This is a genomic window from Methylobacter luteus IMV-B-3098, assembly GCF_000427625.1.
Classification (GTDB): Bacteria; Pseudomonadota; Gammaproteobacteria; order Methylococcales; family Methylomonadaceae; genus Methylobacter; species Methylobacter luteus.
This window is the reverse complement of sequence record NZ_KE386569.1, coordinates 1,434,353-1,453,968: the sequence shown is the minus strand read 5'-3', so window position 1 is coordinate 1,453,968 and position 19,616 is coordinate 1,434,353. Positions and strand designations below refer to the sequence as shown.

The following is a 19,616-nucleotide window of genomic DNA, read 5'->3' as shown; positions in this document are numbered from 1 at the left end:
TTTGCGGACAGGCCTTCCCCCTTTGTCGTGCAAAGCGCCACGGTTTTTAACGGCGGTAGGCTGGGTTGATAAACCCAGCATTTGAAGCCGCTAAAGCTGGGTTTTCGCTAAAGCTACAACCCAGCCTACATAACTCCTAGGGTCGAATACCCATGGGGCACAAGTGAATTCGGCCCTACACACAAGAAAACCCGATCATAATATGAAAAACAATCCAGTTATTTTATTGGCGCTATTTTTAAACGCACCGCTGGCGCTCGCAGCGGATTCAAGCCACCCTTCAAGCCCGGCGCTGGACGCCTCCAGGGCTGACGCGCCGAAAGAGCCTCTAAGCTTTTTCCTGTCCAGCCGCGGTATGGGCAAGGAGAATCCGGAGATAATTGGCGGAGCGGGGCTGTTGTGCGATCAACTGGCGGTCAGGTATTAACAATAGAGCCGCATCCCAGGCAGTACAAATCATGACATTTTTATCGTTCCCCCGGCATTGCCTGCGTTCGGCCGGACGAAGCCCTGCAATAGACCGGTATGTTCGAAGACGCGCTAACAAAGTTTCCTCATTGTTTGCACAATTGCTGCAAATTGCTTGCGCGTTTCACCGCTACAATCCAAAGGCAACAAGCCCTTGAATGCCCGGGCTTCGGCTTTTTTAATCCGCGCAACATCGGCAAGAAATTAATTAACCAAACGTGAACCCGGACTACTCATGAAGTTGGAAGAAAACAAGGCATCGCATCTGGCAGAACCGAAGCGAAGATTTCACTGGCTGGCCTGGCCTGCGCTGATTCTTTTGATCTCGGCGGCGGCTTATTTCGTCAAGCCGTTTATCGGCAATCCCGCGCAGGCGGCGCCCGAGAAAAAGCGGGGCGGCCAGTTCGGCGGGGGGATGGTCGCGGCGGTTGTGGCCGAGCCGGTCAGGGAGGGCGACGTGCCGGTTTACCTGAATGGTTTGGGGACGGTCACGGGTTTGCGCACGGTGACGGTGAAATCGCGCGTTGACGGCGAGTTGGTCCGCGTCGCTTTCAAGGAAGGCGGACTGGTGCGCGAAGGCGACCAGCTCGCTGAAATCGACCCGAGGCCCTTTCAGGTTCAGCTCATGCAGGCGGAAGGCCAGCTGCTGCGTGATGAAGCGTTGCTGAAGAACGCGCAGCTGGACCTGGAACGCTACCAGACCCTGCTGGAGCAGGACTCCATCGCCGCTCAGCAGGTTGCCACGCAGGAAGCCACGGTAAAGCAATACCAGGGCATCGTGGCAGCGGACCAGGCCATGGTCGCCAATGCCAGACTACAGTTGAGCTATGCGAAGATCGCCGCGCCGATCACCGGACGGCTGGGCTTGCGCATCGTAGACCAGGGCAATATCGTCAAGGCGTCCGATACCAACGGCATTGTCGTGATCACGCAGACGCAGCCGATAGCCGTAGTCTTTACGCTGCCGGAAGACCAGGTGCCGGCGGTCATGAGACAGCTTCATTCCAGCAAGGCCCTGACGGTTGAAGCCTATGACCGCGGCGGCAAAAACAAGCTGGCGCAAGGCCGGCTGCTGGCCGTCGATAATCAGATCGACCTGAATACCGGCACGGTCAAATTGAAGAGCCAGTTCGATAACGAGGATGAAACGCTGTTCGCGAACCAGTTCGTCAACATCCGGATGAAGATAGACACGCTGCGCGGCGTGGCCATCGTGCCCAGCGCCGCGATCCAGAACGGCAATTCGGGCAGCTTCGTGTATGTGGTAAAGGACGGCCAGACCGTGAACACACGGCCCGTGAAGCTGGGGCCCGTGGATGGCGAGCAGGTCGCCGTGCTGGAAGGGCTGCAAGCCGATGAACGGGTGGTGGTCGAGGGTGCCGACAAGCTGCGCGAAGGCGCCCCGGTCAAAGTGATGGATCATGGCGGCACCCTCGCCGGGGGCGCTCTGCTGTCCGCGAATGACAGCGATCAGGGGCGGCCCAAGCGGAGCGATGCAAAGTAATTTTCCCCCGCCACCTGGACAGGACGCCTGACCTTATGAATCCTTCTCGTCTGTTTATTTTACGCCCGGTCGCCACGTCGCTGATGATGCTGGCGCTGCTGCTGATCGGCATCGTCGCCTACCGGGAACTGCCGGTCTCGGCCCTGCCGCAGGTCGAATATCCGACCATCCAGGTCGTGACGCTGTATCCGGGCGCCAGCCAGGATGTCATGTCGTCGCTGATCACAGCGCCGCTGGAGCGCCAGCTCGGGCAGCTACCCGGCATGAGCCAGATGTCGTCCACCAGTTCGTCCGGCGCTTCGGTCATCGTCCTGCAGTTCAACCTGAACCTCAATATCGACGTTGCCGAGCAGCAGGTGCAGGCCGCGATCAACGCCGCCACCAACTTTTTGCCCAATGATCTGCCCATGCCGCCGATCTACAGCAAGGTCAATCCCGCCGACGCGCCGATCATGACGCTGGCGGTCAGCTCCGGCACGCTGCCGCTGACGCGCGTGGAAGACCTGGTCGATACGCGCCTGGCGCAGAAACTGTCGCAGTTGTCCGGCGTCGGTCTGGTCAGCATCAGCGGCGGGCAGCGGCCGGCCATGCGCATCCAGGCCAATCCGGCGGCCTTGTCGGCTTATGGCCTGAGTCTGGAGGACGTGCGCCAGGCCGTCGCCAGCGCTAATGTCAACCAGCCCAAGGGCATGTTCGACGGGCTGAGCCGCTCGGCCACGATCGATGTCAACGATCAGCTGAAATCGGCTGCCGAGTATGAAGCGCTGGTCATCGCTTTCCGCGACGGCAGGCCGGTGCTGCTGTCCGACGTCGCCGACATCAGGGAAGACGCCGAAAATGTGCGCCTGGCGGCCTGGGCCAACAAGACGGCGGCCGTGATCGTCAACATTCAGCGCCAGCCGGGCAGCAACGTCATCGAAGTCGTGGACCGCATCAAGGCACTGCTGCCGCAGTTGCAGGAATCGCTGCCCAGCGGCCTTGACGTGGCGGTGCTGACCGACCGCACGACCACGATACGCGCGTCGGTGGAGGACGTCGAAAAAGAGCTGATGCTGGCGCTGGGCCTGGTGATCCTGGTGATCTTCCTGTTTCTGCGCAATCTGTCCGCGACGGCCATTCCCGGCGTGGTCGTGCCGCTGTCGCTGGTCGGCACGTTCGCCTTCATGTACCTGGCCGGCTTCAGCATCAACAACCTGACGCTGATGGCGCTGACCATCGCGGCGGGCTTTGTGGTCGATGATGCGATCGTGGTCATCGAGAACATTTCACGCTACCTCGAAGAAGGCGATACGCCGTTGCAGGCCGCGCTGAAAGGCTCGGAGCAGATCGGCTTCACGATCATCTCGCTGACGATCTCGCTGGTGGCCGTGCTGATCCCGCTCCTGTTCATGGGCGATGTCGTCGGGCGTCTGTTTCAGGAGTTCGCCGTCACGCTGGCCGTGGCGATTCTGATTTCGGCCGTGATCTCGCTGACCCTGACGCCGATGATGTGCGCGAAAATGCTGCGGCGCGTCGACGAGGCGCGCGCGGGGTGGTTCTACCGGGCCAGCGGCCGTCTTCTCGATCGTCTGAACGACGGCTATGGACGGCTGCTGCGTTTTGTCCTGCGGCACCAGGGCATAACGCTGCTGGTGTCCATGGCGACGCTGGCGCTGACCGTGCTTTTATACATCGTCATACCCAAGGGCTTTTTCCCGATCCAGGATACCGGCGTCATACAGGGCATTACCGAAGCGCCGCAGAGCATCTCGTTTCCGGCGATGGCGGACAGGCAGCAGGCTCTGACCGACGTGGTGCTGCAAGACCCGGCCGTCGATAGCGTCGCTTCGCTGATCGGCGTCGACGGCACCAATCCGACGCTCAATACCGGACGCCTGCTGATCAACCTGAAACCGCTGGACGAGCGCGACATCAGCGCGGTCGAAGTGATCCGGAGGCTGCAACCGAAACTCGATCAGGTGCAGGGCATCGCGCTGTATTTGCAACCCGTGCAGGATCTGACCGTCGAAAACCGCATCAGCCGCACGCAGTACCAGTTCACGCTGGAATCGGTGGATCAGAACGAACTGAGCCGCTGGACCGGCCTGCTCGTGGACCGGCTCGCGCGCTCGCCCGTGTTTGCCGATGTGTCCAGCGATTTGCAGGATCAGGGCTTGCAGGCCTTCGTATCGGTGGACCGCAGCAGCGCCAGCCGCTTAGGGATCTCCATCGCGGCGGTCGACAACGCGCTTTACAACGCCTTCGGCCAGCGCCAGATCTCGACGCTGTTCACGCAGTCGAACCAGTACCGCGTCGTGCTGGAGGTTAAGCCCGAATTCCGCAACAGCATCGCGGCGCTTAAAGATGTCCGGGTTCAGTCCTCGAACGGCACGCAGGTGCCGCTGTCGACGATTGCAACGGTGTCGGAGCGGTTTGCGCCGCTGGTCGTCAATCATCTGGAGCAGTTCCCGGCGGCGACGATTTCCTTCAACCTGGCGCCGGGCGCGTTTCTCAGCGATACCATCGATGCGATAGAGCAGGCCAGGCAGGACATCGAACTGCCGTTGAGCGTGCATGCCAGTTACCAGGGTGCCATGCAGGCGTTCAGCGCCTCGCTGACCGATACCGTGTGGCTGATCATCGCGGCGCTCGTGACCGTCTATATCGTGCTGGGCGTGCTCTATGAGAGTTACATACATCCGGTCACGATCCTGTCGACACTGCCTTCGGCCGGCGTCGGCGCGCTGCTGGCCCTGATGCTGTCGGACTCTGATCTGGGCATTATCGGCATCATCGGCATCATCCTGCTGATCGGCATCGTCAAGAAGAACGCGATCATGATGATCGACTTCGCCCTGGAGGCGGAGCGCAAGGAAGGCAAGCCGGCGCACGAGGCCATCTATCAGGCCTGCCTGCTGCGCTTTCGGCCGATCATGATGACGACCATGGCGGCGCTGCTCAGCGCGCTGCCCATGATGCTGGGGTCCGGCGTCGGCTCCGAATTGCGTCATCCGCTGGGCATCACCATGGTCGGCGGGCTGATTTTCAGCCAGATGCTGACGCTGTTCACGACGCCGGTCATCTATCTGGCCTTCGACCGACTGGGCCGGCGTCTCAGGAGCAATCCCGAACCCATCGCACTGCCTGCCGGCAAGGAGTAGCCGTGTCACTGTCCGCACATTTCATTGCGCGCCCGGTCGCGACTTCACTGCTGACGATCGGCATCGCTTTGGCCGGCGCGCTGGCCTATTTCCAGTTGCCGGTGGCGGCGCTGCCGCAGGTGGATTTTCCTTCCATCTCGATCCAGGCTTCCATGCCGGGGGCGAGTCCCGAGACGATGGCGGCGAATGTGGCGACGCCGCTTGAGCGCGCATTGGGCCATATCGCCGGCATCACGGAGATGACTTCATCGAGCGGGCGCGGCTCCACCAGCGTCAACCTGCAATTTGATCTCGACCGCGATTTCGACGGCGCGTCACGCGACGTGCAGGCCGCGATCAACGCCGCCAGCAGCCTGCTGCCCGCCAACATGCCGTCCCGCCCGAGCTACCGCCGGAACAATCCCAGCGACACGCCGCTCATGATGCTGGCGCTGACCTCGGATGTTCTGACGCGCGCCCAGTTGTTCGATGTGGCCTCGACCATCATCGCCCAGAAGGTCTCGCAGGTCGAAGGCATGGGCAATGTCTCTATCCGGGGCAGCTCGCTGCCGGCGGTGCGCGTGGAGCTGAACCCGGCCGCGCTGGCCAAGTACGGGGTCAGCTTCGCCGACGTGCGCGCGGCCATCACGGCAACGAACGTGAATCGGCCGAAGGGCGCCATCGAGAATGACAGCCGCCACTGGCAGATTTTCGTCAATGACCAGGCCAAAACCGCGAGCGATTATCTGCCGCTCATCATCAGTTACCGCAACGGCGCGCCCGTGCGCCTTTCCGACGTCGGTACGGCCATTGATTCAGCGGAAAGCCTGGGCAGCACGGGTTACCTGAATGACAAGACTGCCGTGATGCTGGCCTTGTACAAGCAGGATAACGCCAACGTGATCGCGACGGTCGACAAGGTCAAGGCGTTGTTCCCGCAATTGCAGGCGTCCATTCCCCGCATGATTAATCTGACCATCGCGATGGACCGCTCCGCCTTTATCCGCGCGTCCCTGAAAGAGGTGCAGCTCAGCCTGATCATCGCCGTGGCGCTGGTCATCCTGGTCGTGTTCCTGTTTCTGCGCAATCTGCGCTCGGCGATGATCCCCGTCGTCACGGTGCCCGTGTCGCTGATTGGCACCTTCGGCGTCATGTATTTATTCGATTTCAGCCTCGATATCCTGTCGCTGATGGCGCTGACCGTCGCGACCGGTTTCGTCGTCGATGACGCCATCGTCGTGCTGGAGAACACGACCCGGCATCTGGAGCAGGGCGCATCGCCCGGAAAGGCCGCGCTGCTGGGCGCGAAAGAGGTCGGTTTTACCCTGCTGACCATGAGTCTTTCGCTGATCGCGGTGTTCATTCCGATTCTGCTGATGGGCGGCATCGTCGGGCGTCTGTTCCGCGAGTTCGGCCTGACCCTGTCGGCCGCGGTCGTCGTCTCGCTGATCCTGTCGTTTACCACGACGCCGATGCTGTGCGCGCTGTGGCTGAAACGCGGCGCCACTGAGCGGCACGGACGCTTTTATAATGTCAGCGAACGCTGGTTTGACAGCCTGGCAGCGGGTTACGACAGATCGCTGGCCTGGGTGTTGAAGCACCGAAAGCTTGTGCTCCTGTTGCTGGCGATCATCGTAGGGCTGAACGGTTATCTTTATTCGATTGTGCCCAAGGGCTTTTTCCCGGCCCAGGATACCGGCAGGCTATTGGGCGGCCTGATGGGGGATCAGACGATTTCATCGCGCGCCATGCAGGAAAAACTGGCGGCGTTTATCAAGATCATACGACAGGATCCGGATGTCGAGACGGTGCTGGGCAATACGGAAGGCGACCGCACCAACGGCGGGCGTCTGTATGTGATGCTCAAGCCGGTGGAAGAACGTCGTCTGCGCGCCGACCAGCTCATGAACAAGTTTCGCCGCCAGTTTGGCGATGTGCCCGGCGCGAGTCTGTTCCTGTTTCCGGCGCAGGAACTGCGCATCGGAGGCAGGCCGTCGTCGGGCACTTATGATTACGCGCTGGAGGCGGATCAGCTCTCGGATCTTCGAACCTGGACGCCGCAAATCGTCAGGGCCTTGCAGCAGTTGCCGGAGCTGACCGATGTCAACACCGACCAGCAGGACAAAGGCCAGCAGATCTTGCTGCAAATCGACCGGAGCGCCGCATCGCGTCTGGGCGTCACGCAGGCGCTGATCGATTCGACCCTGAACGACGCGTTCGGCCAGCGTCAGGTTTCGGTCATTTATGCGCCGTTGAATCAGTATCACGTGGTCATGGAAGTGGCGCCTGAATTCGCGCGGAATGCCGAGGCCCTGAAAAATATCTATGTCAGCGTGCCGCCCAGCGTCCAGTATCCGAACGGATCTCAGGTGCCGCTGTCGGCGTTCGCCGGTTACGAGTACACCAACACGGCTTTGTCGGTCAATCATCAGGGCCAGTTTCCGACCTCGACCATCTCGTTCAATCTGGCGTCGGGTGTTTCCCTGTCCACGGCCCTGCAGGCCATCAATGAAGTGATGAACAATCTGGGCGTGCCGACCTCGGTTCACGGCAGTTTTCAGGGCACAGCCAGAGCGTTCGAGAAATCGCTGGAAAACCAGCCCTGGCTGATTTTGTCGGCGCTGATTGCGATTTACATCGTGCTGGGCATGCTGTACGAGAGCTATATTCATCCGCTGACGATACTGTCAACCCTGCCGTCGGCGGGCGTCGGCGCCATTCTGGCCTTGCTGGCGTTCAAAACGGAATTCAGCATCATCGCCCTGATCGGCGTGATCCTGCTGATCGGCATTGTTCAGAAGAACGCGATCATGATGATCGATTTCGCCATCAATGCCGAGCACAATGGCGGCCTGAGCGCGGAAGAAGCGATTCGCAAGGCCTGCCGCATGCGCTTTAGGCCCATTCTGATGACCACTTTCGGCGCCCTGCTGGCCGCTGTGCCGCTGGCTTTCGGCACGGGTTACGGGTCGGAATTGCTCCGGCCCTTGGGTATCGCTATCATAGGCGGTCTACTATTCAGCCAGGTTCTGACCTTGTATACCACTCCCGTCATTTACCTTTATCTGGACCGCTTTGAAGCAAGGGTCCGCCGCATCTTTAGCCGCAAGGCCAGGCATTCAGTATCCGCGCTCTTGGATACGCCAGGAGACTATAAATCATGAGGAAAGGACTGAAATCACAGTTGTTGACTGTTATCGTTTGCTTGCCGGCCGTCGCCTGTACGGTTGGACCGGACTATAAGCGGCCCGCCATGCCGGTGCCGGCCGAGTTCAAGGAGATACAGGGCTGGAAGCAGGCACAGCCGCGCGACCATGAAATTTCCGGCGACTGGTGGAAGATTTTTGATGACCCTTATCTGAATTCCCTGGAACAGCAAGTCGACATTTCCAACCAGTCCATCGCTCAGGCCGAAGCGCAGTTCAGACAGGCGCAATCGCTGGTGCAGGGCGCGAAATCCGCTTATTTCCCGATCGTTTCGGGAAGTCTGTCGGCCAATCGCTTTCGCGCGGCCAGCGGCCAGAGCGTGGCCGTGTCCGGCGTAAGGAGTCTTTTCAATGGCGCTATCAGCTTTGCCTGGGAACCCGATATCTGGGGCAAGGTCCGCCGGGAAGTGGAGTCCAATGAGGCCGCCGCCCAGGCCAGTGCGGCCAGCCTGCAGGCCGTGCGGCTTCTGACGCAGGCCACACTGGCCCAGAATTACTTTCAGTTGCGCGCGCTCGATGAGCAGATCAAGCTCCTGAATGATACCGTCGAGGCCTTTGCCCAGACGCTGAAGATCACTCAGAACCGCTACGCCGTCGGCGTCGCCGGCAAGTCCGACGTGGTTCAGGCTGAAACCCAGCTGGAATCGGCCAGGGCGCAGGCCATCGACATCGGCGTGCTGAGGGCGCAGCTGGAGCACGCCATCGCTGTATTGATGGGTAAAACGCCTGCGGAGCTGACCATTCCGGTTGTGACCTTCAATGCGAAGATTCCGGCCATTCCGGTCAATATTCCTTCGCAACTGCTGGAGCGCCGGCCCGATATCGCCGAGGCCGAGCGTCTGGCCGCGGCGGCCAATGCCCAGATCGGCGTGGCCAAGGCGGCTTATTATCCCAGCCTCAATCTGGCTGCGACCAACGGTTATCAGGCCAGCACGTTTTCGAATTTGCTGACCAATGCGGCCCGCTATTGGGCGCTGGGCCCCGCGGCGCTGGCCTTGCCTCTGTTTGACGGCGGCGCGCGCGGCGCGACCCTGGGCGAGACCATCCACAGCTATGATGCGAGCGTGGCCTTCTATCGCCAGACCGTGCTGGTCGGCTTTCAGGAAGTCGAGGACCATCTGGCGGCGTTGCGCATTCTCGAACAGGAAATCAAGGTGCAGGAAAAAGCCGTCGCGGCCGCGCGCAAGGCCGTCGAACTGACGACCAATCAGTATCAGGCCGGCACCCTCAGCTATCTGAACGTCAATACCGCCCAGACCGCCGCTCTCAACAATGAAATCACGGCCGTCGATCTTTTGAGCCAGCGCCTGGTCGCCGCTGTGTTGCTGGTCAAGGCCCTGGGCGGCGGCTGGAGCACAGCGCAGCTGCCGAATCAGGATGAAGCCGGCGGGGATGTGGAATGGTCACAGTTTTTGCCGATTCCGGTGAAGTGATCCGCGCTATGTTGTCGCTGGATGGGGCATGTTGCCCGGCTTAGGAGTGGCGACATCGGCCACTTCTGGCACCAGATAAAGAGGCCAGTAGGGTACGCATCGCGTACCTTTTGAGGTTTGGTTCATCGGAAAACTTTGAAAAGGGTACGCAATGCGTACCCTACAAGGCAGTTCTCAGCCTGCCTTTTCCAGCTTTCTCATCTCGACCGGCGAAACCCTGCCTTTCGATGAAACCTTGTCGTACACCTCATCGAAAGCCTGCCGGCAATGGGGCAACCGCTCGCGCAACCGGTCATAGCCGGCATGGTCGAACATCGTTCTGAAAGCTTCCCTGCTCATAGTGGTTCTTGCATATAAGGCCTGGTAGCCCCGATGGTCGATGACGAATTTTTCCAGCAAGGGCAGGGCGATGGCGTTATCGAAATCCTTCTTGCCCGGCGTGCCGTAGGCGCCGATATCCACATACATTTCGTCCACGGCGCCTTCCTCTGTCCTGAAAGGGTGAACAAAGCCGGGTTGTCCGCCATTATCCTTGATCGCCATCGGCGAAAGCCATAAGGGATATAACCGGAAATGCTCGTCGAAATAGTCGATGGACTGCTTCAGATACCGGATTGGCATGAGCATGTCCTGAATCACATGAAACTTTTCCCGAAGCCGCTGGGTGGTTTGCGTTTCCGTGTATTTCAATAATTCGATGCGGGGAGGCAAGGCCCAGCCCAGCAATGCCCTGAAAACGGGATGATTTCCAAACGGAATGATTTCCTCCATGGCCCAGAAATAACTGCGGGTGTGCCGGTGAAAATAATCCCTTACCGGCAAATACTCGACGCCTTCCTTCCGGTGCCCAAGGTGGCTCTGGACATGCTTGTAAAACCAGGGCTTATACCATCGTCCGATGGCATTCAAAGATCCGTCCGGGCCCACGGCATCGACGAGTCTGCCGACCATGATAACCGCCTGATCGCGGCCATAAACCAGGCCTTCCACGAAATCGTTGTTTTCGGCATCGCGGCTGGCTCGTTCGAAAACGCTGACCATATCATCAAGGGTATAAACAGGCTGATAGTGAAGCCTGACGTACTTTTTGACCGGAACGATCTTCAATTCGGCTGCCACCAGAAAGCCCAGGGTGCCATGGCTCCATGGAATCTGATAAAAGAACTCTGGATTTTCCGAAGGACTGCATTTGACCTGTTTCCCTTCCGCCGTCACAATCTCGAAGGATTCGCAAATGTGCTGGAATAGCCCGTATTTATGGCTGCTGGTTTCCACGCCGAAACCCATGATCAAACCGCCCACCGTCAAACTGTCCAGTTCCGGCACCACGGGCAGCGTCCAGCCTCGGGATATGAGGTTGCGCGAAATCTGGCCCATGGTCGCGAGGGGTTCCACGCGCACGATTTGGCGCTGCTTGTCGATTTCAAGCAGGTCATACATTCCAACATCGATCCTGCGGTGTGAAAGCTTGTATTTTGGCACCAGTTCGCTCATGGTTTTCCAGCCTGATCTTGCGGTGCAAAGTTTTTGTTCCGCGCCTTGCATTTTCCAGTCCGCGATTTGCCGAATCACCGCTTCAACCCGGTCAGCGTGTTTTGCGGGGGCACTGTTAAGGCGAAAGGAAATCCAGTTACGGATGCCGGCATAGGCGCCATAGACTGCCGAAACAGGCAGCAGGAAAAGGGTGGCGAATATCCCGCGATAATGGGTTAATACGTGTTCGAATAAGAGGTCGGGTTTTATCACTGGGGTTATCCTGAATTAATTGATGAAAAGCCGGTTTCCGATAGCAGGCATCGGGCGCTGTTCGGTTTTATAGTTAGCCAATATTCCTTTGACGCTGAATAATCCAGGTTGAAATGGCTGTGTTATTCGGCTTTATTATTTAGTTGACGGCTACGCCATTATCTCATGCTGTGGCTGTGTCCTTGTACTCAAAAAAATGCCGGGTTTGGGAATTATCAGGGATATTTTTGTATCGAATCAAATGTTCGCCTCCGTGAATGCGCCAAATGTATTATCAACCCGCAACTGTTGGATGTCTTATTTTCCTATGCCGCGAAAACCGAATCATGCCATCGCTATCGCGTGGCTATTGAGTGTAAGTATTTTCCTGCGGGCAATGCCCGCTTTTGCTGAATCCCGGACAGTCGAAGAGACATTGAGTCTGTTGGGAATGGACAGGGGGCAGATTGCCGAACTGGCGCAAGGTCAGCCTGTCACTTTTGCTTTGAGTGAAAGCAGTACCGACGAGCTTGCCATGGGCATCGTCTGGTATCTGCCGGTTTCTTTGGCCAGGGCGGCCGAACAGTTGCGGCAGGAAAATCCGGACCCGCTAGATGTTGATGTCACTGCGTACGGGTTATTGACCGAGCACGGCGGAGCGGCTTCCTTCGCATCCGCCGTTCTGTCCCGGGCAGAAATCGAGGCTTTATTGGATACCGAACCGGGCGACGAATTCAATCTGTCCGCCTCTGAGATTGACAGCTTCAAAACGCTCAGGCAGACGTCCCCTGAGGCCATCGAAGATGCGGTCTTACAGCATTACCGTGAGGTCCTCTTCCAGCGCTTTGAAGCGTACCGGCGCGGAGGAACGTACGCAATAGCGCCGTATGTGCGGGAAGGAAATCGGGATTCCAAGCCTTCTCTGGAACTTCGCCAGGCCGCAAACGCAAGCGTCGTCCTGGCGAGCTACTTTCCGGCCTTGTACAAGGCTTGGCTGGATTATCCAAAACCTTTGCCGCCAGGAGCGGACGAGGCCTTCCCTTGGGTGGAAAAAAAAGTGGAAGGTCGTCCGGCGGTTATCCTCAGGCACCGCATCAGTACTGATTGGAACGGCGGAGTCTTGTCATTGACTCGGGAGTTCTATGCGCCGCATTCATACAATTCCAGCCAGTGGATAACCGGCTGTCTGGCCTATCGCGACGGCACGGTGGTCTTTCAGCAGGTGCGCAGCTATACCGACCAGGTGAGAGGAATAGCCAGCGATGTCAAGCATATAATCGGCCGGCAAATACTGAAAGACAAAATGCTCAAGTCTTTTAAGCGCCTTTGCGGTGTCCTGGGTCAATGTCAGTGATTAACTGATGTTACGCAGGGATGTTTTATCCCGTTTGCCGTATGGAGCGCGTAGGCTGGGTTGATAAACCCAGCATTCGAAGCCGCCTAAGCTGGGTTTCCGCAAAGCTTCAACCCAGCCTACACGAACTGATAAATCCGGCATTTTGGGGGCGCCCATGCCGGGTTTCCGCTAGAGCTCCAACCCAGCCTACGCGAGCTTCACATTTGATTACTGATGCGACGGGCCGCTCTCTCCAAGCTCCTGTGCAAATTCGGCGAATTCCTTTTGCCAGGGCTCTTTGCTGTAGCCCCAATTGCCCTCCGCCAATAGCTTTTCCCCCAGCGCGAATTCGGCTTTTGCCTGGCTCAGGCTAGCCTCGTCACCGTCATGCCAAAGCGCCTGGGCATAAAACAGGTGATTGAGCGGGTGCCCAGGATGGTCCTTGACCGCCTTTTCCAGCAGTTCCAGCGCCTTGTCGAGATCGCCTATGCCATTGGGCCAGGCTGGCGCTTTCAGATAAAGCGCCCCCAAAAGGCGCCGCGGACCGCCATCGTCAATATCCGGGCTCAAGGCCACCGCCTGTTTCATCTCGCTTTCCAGTCGACCAAGATTTTCCATGGCTAGCGTGATGTGCTCGCGCACCGCCAGGCCAAGGTTGGCCGCCAGGTAGTAATGCACCGCTCCGTCGCCGTCGCCTCCTTGCGCCAGGGCGGCTTCGGCAAAATCCACCCCCTCAGTGGCGAACTTCTCGCGTTTTTCGGAGTTGAGTTCGCGCTCAGCCAGATGCAGGCAGAGCCGGCTACCCAGCGCGGTGCGGCGCACTGCATGATCCTGGGTGTCGCGCAGGACGTTCAGTGCGCAGGCCAGGGCATGGGTGTCACTCAAGGGGCCGAGCTTATTTTGTTCGGCGCTTAGCGTGTCAGCGGTTTGGTTGGGGCAGTCGGAAAGCCGGTCAAGCCGGACACGGTCGCGCGGGAGGCCGGCGCAGCCGCTCATGAATGACAGTATCAGAATGGCGGAAAGAAGGCGTGCGTCGCTCAAAGTCTTATTTCCCTTCATGCCACAGTTTAACCATCGGTTCGTACACGGCCTCGTCCACGTTGACAAAGGATTCCACCCCGAACAGTTCGCATAGTTTTTTACCCTCGGCGTCAGTACACATCTCTTTTAGCGCCTTGCCGAAGCGGGTGCGTTCTTCCTCAGTCGTAGTGACGCTGTTAGCCACCACTCCCATAAGCGGGATTTCTTCGGATGTGAAGACAGCTTCAAGAGGCTTCTCCAGATGAAGTGACCCAAGTCCGCCGAATTGTTGCTCGTTCAAGATGACGGCGTCCAGTTCCCCTTTGCTCAAGGAACGCAACGCGCGGATGGCCTGATTGGACGGTTTCAGGATGAAACCGGCGGAATCGTATTTTCCTGCAAAAACGATCTTGCTGATGAATGAGGGTTCTTCCAGTACCGTCCCGCCCAAGGTTTTGCCTTTCAGTTCGTCCAGGCTCTTGTACTTATCCTTTTGGATCATTACCCGGTAACGCTCGCTGGTGCGGCCTTTGATCTTGGGCTGGGCTACCGGCAACAAGTTGTGCTGGTTGCGCAATTCCAGATAGAGGCCCAAGGAGGTGATCGCGAACTTGGGATTTTTTTCGGTCATCAGCTTTCTGCATTCGTCCGGTTTGGTGCTGAATACGCTGTTGAAGCTGTTCTCCTGCCACTGACCGACGCGCTCCACCACTCGCAGCATGGAACTCATCGCTCCGTTGGCATCCTTGACATTGACCGACCCGCCAGGGTAGCAGACCACGATCATTTCGGGATTGGGCGCGGCACATACGGCAAGGGGTGCCAACAGGCTAACAATAAAAAGACAAATTTTTCGCATTATGGTTTTCTCTTGGAATCAAATAATTGCCCGATAGCCGGAGCCACTAGAAGGGTTGCGGTCAGGCAGCACAACAGCCCGATGGTGATGCTTAGCCCCAAAGAAGCCACGCCCCGGTAACTGGCCAAGGTGATGGCGCCCAAACCGGCCAGTGAGGTACCCGCGGCCAACCCGATTGTCTTGCCGACAGCCAGGCTGACTTGCAAGGGGGTGCGCGTATTCAATTCTCTCCAGCGGTAGCTGAACCAAACGCCATAATCGACCGCCAGCGCAATGACTAAAGGCAAAGCAACGATGTTGGCGTAATTATAGCGAATGCCACTCAGCGCCATCAGCCCTAGCATCCAGCCGCCGCCGATCAGCAGGGGCAATGCCGCCAGCGCGAAGCCAAGCAGGCTGCGTGTCGCCGCCATGACCCAGAGCAGGCACAGCGCCAGAGCCAATTGCGTGCCGTGAGTAAAACTAGCCACCACGGCCTTGGAAAACTCCTGGTGCGTGGTCGGGAAGCCGGTCGCTTCCGGAGAGACGTTATAGACGTCTTTGATCAGGGCGTCGAGGTTGTCGGGATCGTATACGGATTTTGCCGGGAAGGCATAGACCGCGATACTGCCATCAGCGGCAAAGAAGCGCTCGTGCAGGGCAGGCGGCAACTGTTCCGGCGTAAGGGGCCGGGCCTGCCGCCAGATGTCAATGATGTTAAGCCCGGCATCGGCACCGGATAACAAGGCGCGCAAGAAGCTCTCGCTGCGCACACGACCCAGCTCGCTGTCAGCGGCGAGACTGGCCGAAATGGCCAAAACCTGTTCGCGCACTTTCTCCAAACTCTCGACCAGGTTGGCATGACCGGCGGAGAATGCCTGCTCCTGGGCTTCGTCGATGATGGCGGTGCCGTTTCCCAGCACAGCCTTCAGTAACTCAAATGATTTTGGTGATAAGCCGGCGCGGTCGAGTTCTGCGACCTGCTGGGCATAGTCGGTCCGGGCGAACGCCTCGCCGATGCTCACGGCCTTGTGGAGGCGTTCGTCGGCATCCGCAGGAAAAAGACCGGCCAAAGACTGCGCCTGGGCAATCGTCTTGAGTTTGCCCGCCTCGTTGGTGATCCGGTGAGCCTCGGCCATATCCTTGGCGGTGAAAATGATGACCTCAGACTGATAGTCGCTTTCCGCCACCATGCGGCGTTGATAATTGGCTGCCTGGGAATCTTTGGGCAACATGGCCAGCACGTCGTAATCGAAATGAATGGTGAAACCCTTCAATCCGCCAAAGACAGCGCCGCCTATGGCCAATATGACCAGAGCCACCGCAATGTGTTTGGGGAACGCGCCGCTGTATTTCTCAGGTCTTGCGGAAGCTAGCGGCGTGACTAGCGAGTTAATTTCTTTCAGCTTGGGCGGAAGCAAGGCGTAGAGTGCGGGCTGAACCATCCAGGTGCTGATCAGGATCATCAGCACGCCCATGGCCGCCACCACGCCCAGTTCGGCGAAGCCAGGGAAATCGACCGTGGCCAAAACGCTGAAGATCAGCAGCGAGGCGCCCCCTGCCGTTAGCACCGCTATAAAGGATGAGCCGATGCCCACCCCGATCGCCTCCACCAGAGGCTTGCCTGTGCGGCGCTCCTCGGCGATACGCGAGGAGGTGAAGATGCCGTAGTCCGCCCCCAGTCCGAACAGAATGGCGATAAAGGCAGCGGTGATAATATTCAGATGGCCGACGGTGAACAAGGCCAGGCCCAAGCTCCACAGCACGCCGAGTCCCATAGGAATGAAAATCAGCGCGGCCCAGCGCACGCTACGCACCACCAGAAGGATCAATGCGGCGACCAGACAGGCGGAGGTGATTGTCACCAGGGTCATATCCTTTTGGATATTGACGTATTCCTCGTATTCGAGGGCCGGTAGCCCGGTCAGTCCCACCGTAGGCGGAGTGCGGCCTGCGGCTTTGGCTTGTTTAGCCAGGTCCGCCGACACCTGCTTGACCTTGTCGACGAAGGGGCCAAGATTATCGAAATTTCCGGAAGGGTTTTTCGGGTGGACGAACAAAAACAGCATCTGCCCGTCGCGCGAGGCAAAGTAGCCGTCGGACATGCCTATTGCCGCGTTTTTGGCCAGTAGGCGGCTCCAGTCCAAGCCGGCCGGAGCGGTTTCAGAGGACAGCCAGCGCTGCCATTCTTCCAGAAAAAATGCCGCCAAGTTCAGGCTGGCTTCGGCAGCTTGCAGGTCGGTGTCCGTCCCGCCCAGCGGCGGGTGGTCTTTGCTCCAGCTCAACGCTTTGCGCAGGTTTGCTTCCATCCTTTCGCCATGTAGGGTGGGCGGACTCGCCATCTCGGCAAGCTTATCCAGGCTCTCGGTCGGCATCAGCAGGTAGGAATAGTTCAGGAAAAACCTCATGTCAAGACGGGAGGTTGCCTGGCCGATCTCGGGCTCTGTCTCAAGCCGGGCGGCCAGATCGTTGGCAAAGGACTCCAATTCGTTGCGCGGAGCGCCTTCCAGGACCACCATCAGATCCGAAGCGGCGCCGTAATTCTCCAGGAAGTCGTTGAAGCGCTTCGCCACCGCCGTGTCCTGGGGAAGCAGCGCCTGCCGCGAGGTATGGACCGGGAGTTGCAGCGTCGCCCAGAGGGCCAGTATCGACAGCACCATAGCGGCTCCCAGGATCGACCAAGGATTTCGGGCAAAGCATTCGGCGATCTTGGCAATACGTTGGGTGATTTTTATTGGCATGAGATTCCGTTAATCAATCCGCGCAAGAGACCCGCGCCGCTTCTTTTCTGGCCAGATGCTCCTCCCACTTGCGCGCGGTTAGCCGCTGGAACATCGGAACCACGGGGTTGAGTTCGATAGGCGGGGCATCCCAGTATGTTTCGTAGCCTAACAGCTCTGCTTCCAGGGCAACGCCGTCTTCTTCGAGTATGGGTTTGAACACCAGGGGCTTAGCGATATTCAACACTATTTGGGTCAGCCATTTCGGAGTTTTCATGGCAATCAGCGGAATCTTCAGGGCATCGAAATAAAACAGGAAAAATACCCGGGTATTCCGCTCGTCGATAGGCAACATAAACGACCAATTCTTGATGCTGTCGCCAGTGTTAGTCCATTGATAGGGGTATTCGTAGCACAGCTCGATGGAACGGGTATTGACCCGGTTGCGGTCCACGAAAATCCCGGAAATCCGGCCACCGGCCATATAGGCGTCGTAAGTCAGGTAAACTCTGTCGTCATCGGCCTCATGGTGAGTCAGTTTGGCATCAATGAAAGGCTTATATTTACGGTGCAGGAAAGCATGGGAGAAATCGCAGATATTGTCCATCACCATGGAATGGTGGGTGCGCCAAGTTAAATCCGAGACAAAGTTGGCCCACGGGTCGTCCCCGTCGAGTTCGGGAATTGCCGGAATCTTGCGCTCGCTAGCCAGTTCCGGATCGCCAGGGAATAGCCAGATAAGGCCATAGCGGACCTGCACGGGATAAGTCCGCAATTGTCTTTTGATGAGCGGTTTGCCGAAGCAGTCGTGGGAGTAGTCTTCCAGCCAACCCTTCCTGTTGAAGGACCAGCCATGATAGGAGCAACGCAGATTGCACTGATCCACCGCACCATGCGTTAGCTTGAGCTGACGATGCGGACAGCGGTTTTGCATCGCCGCGAGTTCGCCGTCTTCGCCACGGTACAAGGCAATAGAGGTGTTCCAGAAGGTCACTTCTTTCACCTGACCTTTCTTAACCGCGCTCTCGTATTCCACCACATACCAGCGATCAGGGTCCATGCCGGCAGCGCGGGCCTTTTGCCGCGAGTTCTTGGCTTCTGCAAAGGTGGGGGGCGATGATTTCATCTGCTCATTGTTCATGTCTGGGGCTCCAGTTCGTGGTTAAGCAAGGATGGATTGTTTACTTGGACGGGACAATCAAGCCCCTGCGTACGAAATCTTCGTAGGCTTCCCGCACTGCCTGGGACAATTGGGTGGGCTGGTAGCCCAATTCCTGTTTCGCCTTGTCGTGGCCGGCCCGGCGCCGCATCTGGAGCAAGCGCACCGCACCCGGCGTGAAGCGCCTGGGCAGATGGGGGAATGCCCTGTACCAGGTCTTGTCGGTCACTTCGGCCAGTATGGCCATCAGGTATGGCGGCAGCCGCAGCCGGGGCGCCGGGCGGCCGGTGACTTCCCGGAACAGCGCCATCAGATCGTCCACGCTGGCATAGGCGGTGCTGAAAATGTACTTCTGCCCGGAACGCCCATGCCGCATGGCTAATAAATGGCCTTCGGCGATATCCCGGCCGGATACCCATTCGAAGCCTCCGGGAATGTAAGCGCGCAGAGAGCCGTGAGCGTAATCAATGAGCACGCGGCCCATGCGCGAGGGCACGTAATCGTGGGGTCCGATGATGGCGCAGGAAGTGGCGACCACCACGTTGAGGCCATTGGCGTGGGCCTTAAGGCACTCATGCTCGGTGAGATGCTTGGTAAAGCCGTAAGGCAGATGGCGATCGAAGGGATAGAACGGCATGTCCTCATGGCTGGAACGGTCCGGCTCGTAGCCGGTGGCGCTGAGCGATCCTGACACGACCACCTTGTCGATGCTGTGGCGCTCGGCCGCCTGAAGAACATGGATTGTACCTCGGACGTTGGTGTCGAATATTTCGCGCTTATGGGCCGCATTACCTTCGATAGTCGAAACCAGGGCAGCGCAATGATAAACGCGTGCGCAGCCGCGCACGGCAGCGGACACTGCCTCGCTGTTGCGCAGGTCAGCGAACACACGCTCCACGTCGAGGCCGTCCAGTGCTCCGTTGTCGTGTTCGGCGCGCATCATCACCCGCACCTGCTCGCCCTCTTCGAGCAGGCGGCGAACCAGGTTAGCGCCAAGGTGACCGGTAGCGCCTGTAACGAGCGTTATGCCGGCGCTCATCGCATTAATCCCGGATGACGCCACCAAGGGTGGAGAAGAAAGATCAGGT

At 58.6% G+C, this 19,616-nt stretch carries 12 protein-coding genes; 6 read left to right on the top strand and 6 right to left on the bottom strand.

Annotated features, from left to right (window positions below; translation table 11 throughout):
- Positions 1-202: 202 nt before the first annotated feature.
- The 5 genes from METLU_RS0108565 (at position 203) to METLU_RS0108545 (ending at position 9,730) form a co-directional block, all read left to right on the top strand.
- The gene (locus METLU_RS0108565; RefSeq protein WP_027157860.1) at positions 203-427 is read left to right on the top strand and encodes a hypothetical protein; all 225 of its coding nucleotides are present in this window, start codon (positions 203-205) and stop codon (positions 425-427) included.
- A gap of 276 nt (positions 428-703) precedes the next feature.
- Positions 704-1,972, top strand: a complete 1,269-nt coding sequence (locus METLU_RS24855) for an MdtA/MuxA family multidrug efflux RND transporter periplasmic adaptor subunit (protein ID WP_081679053.1) — start codon at positions 704-706, stop codon at positions 1,970-1,972.
- A gap of 35 nt (positions 1,973-2,007) precedes the next feature.
- Positions 2,008-5,112 carry an MdtB/MuxB family multidrug efflux RND transporter permease subunit gene (locus METLU_RS0108555; RefSeq protein ID WP_027157859.1) on the top strand — a complete coding sequence of 1,035 codons (3,105 nt, stop codon included), beginning with the start codon at positions 2,008-2,010 and terminating at the stop codon, positions 5,110-5,112.
- 2 nt (positions 5,113-5,114) lie between these two features.
- Entirely contained in the window at positions 5,115-8,255 is a 3,141-nt protein-coding gene (locus METLU_RS0108550) for an efflux RND transporter permease subunit (RefSeq protein WP_027157858.1), read from the top strand.
- Positions 8,252-9,730, top strand: coding sequence for an efflux transporter outer membrane subunit (locus METLU_RS0108545; protein WP_027157857.1), 1,479 nt, complete (start codon positions 8,252-8,254; stop codon positions 9,728-9,730). Before METLU_RS0108550 ends, METLU_RS0108545 begins: the two co-directional genes overlap by 4 nt.
- Before the next feature lie 174 nt (positions 9,731-9,904).
- Here the strand turns inward: METLU_RS0108545 and METLU_RS0108540 are convergent, their stop codons facing one another.
- Positions 9,905-11,476, bottom strand: coding sequence for an FAD-binding protein (locus tag METLU_RS0108540; protein WP_027157856.1), 1,572 nt, complete (start codon positions 11,474-11,476; stop codon positions 9,905-9,907).
- Positions 11,477-11,783: 307 nt separating this feature from the next.
- Here METLU_RS0108540 and METLU_RS0108535 point away from each other — a divergent pair, with 307 nt between their 5' ends.
- Complete coding sequence (locus tag METLU_RS0108535) at positions 11,784-12,809, top strand: hypothetical protein (protein WP_081679210.1); 1,026 nt, start codon at positions 11,784-11,786, stop codon at positions 12,807-12,809.
- 210 nt (positions 12,810-13,019) lie between these two features.
- Here the strand turns inward: METLU_RS0108535 and bstC are convergent, their stop codons facing one another.
- From bstC to METLU_RS0108505, 5 genes are read right to left on the bottom strand one after another with little or no spacing between them, the layout of a single operon-like run.
- Positions 13,020-13,898 carry a sterol transporter outer membrane protein BstC gene (gene bstC, locus METLU_RS0108525; protein ID WP_231383576.1) on the bottom strand — a complete coding sequence of 293 codons (879 nt, stop codon included), beginning with the start codon at positions 13,896-13,898 and terminating at the stop codon, positions 13,020-13,022.
- Complete coding sequence (gene bstB / locus METLU_RS0108520; RefSeq protein ID WP_027157853.1) at positions 13,837-14,670, bottom strand: sterol transporter periplasmic substrate-binding protein BstB; 834 nt, start codon at positions 14,668-14,670, stop codon at positions 13,837-13,839. The genes bstC and bstB overlap by 62 nt, the downstream gene beginning before the upstream one ends.
- Entirely contained in the window at positions 14,670-17,390 is a 2,721-nt protein-coding gene (gene bstA, locus METLU_RS0108515) for a sterol transporter cytoplasmic membrane protein BstA (protein ID WP_051299828.1), read from the bottom strand. Before bstA ends, bstB begins: the two co-directional genes overlap by 1 nt.
- A 13-nt stretch (positions 17,391-17,403) precedes the next feature.
- A complete protein-coding gene (locus METLU_RS0108510) occupies positions 17,404-18,510 on the bottom strand; it encodes a Rieske 2Fe-2S domain-containing protein (RefSeq protein ID WP_027157851.1) in 1,107 nt (368 codons plus the stop codon).
- A 40-nt stretch (positions 18,511-18,550) separates the two neighbouring features.
- Positions 18,551-19,567, bottom strand: a complete 1,017-nt coding sequence (locus tag METLU_RS0108505) for an NAD-dependent epimerase/dehydratase family protein (protein ID WP_036242956.1) — start codon at positions 19,565-19,567, stop codon at positions 18,551-18,553.
- Between the last annotated feature and the right edge of the window lie 49 nt (positions 19,568-19,616).

Excerpts from the sequence above, each read along its gene's own strand:
- METLU_RS0108565 (WP_027157860.1), top strand. The coding sequence starts at position 203 with ATGAAAAACAATCCAGTTATTTTATTGGCGCTATTTTTAAACGCACCG.
- METLU_RS24855 (WP_081679053.1), top strand. The coding sequence starts at position 704 with ATGAAGTTGGAAGAAAACAAGGCATCGCATCTGGCAGAACCGAAGCGA.
- METLU_RS0108555 (WP_027157859.1), top strand. The coding sequence starts at position 2,008 with ATGAATCCTTCTCGTCTGTTTATTTTACGCCCGGTCGCCACGTCGCTG.
- METLU_RS0108545 (WP_027157857.1), top strand. The coding sequence starts at position 8,252 with ATGAGGAAAGGACTGAAATCACAGTTGTTGACTGTTATCGTTTGCTTG.
- METLU_RS0108535 (WP_081679210.1), top strand. The coding sequence starts at position 11,784 with ATGCCGCGAAAACCGAATCATGCCATCGCTATCGCGTGGCTATTGAGT.
- bstB (WP_027157853.1), bottom strand. The coding sequence starts at position 14,670 with ATGCGAAAAATTTGTCTTTTTATTGTTAGCCTGTTGGCACCCCTTGCC.
- bstA (WP_051299828.1), bottom strand. The coding sequence starts at position 17,390 with ATGCCAATAAAAATCACCCAACGTATTGCCAAGATCGCCGAATGCTTT.
- METLU_RS0108510 (WP_027157851.1), bottom strand. The coding sequence starts at position 18,510 with ATGAACAATGAGCAGATGAAATCATCGCCCCCCACCTTTGCAGAAGCC.
- METLU_RS0108505 (WP_036242956.1), bottom strand. The coding sequence starts at position 19,567 with ATGAGCGCCGGCATAACGCTCGTTACAGGCGCTACCGGTCACCTTGGC.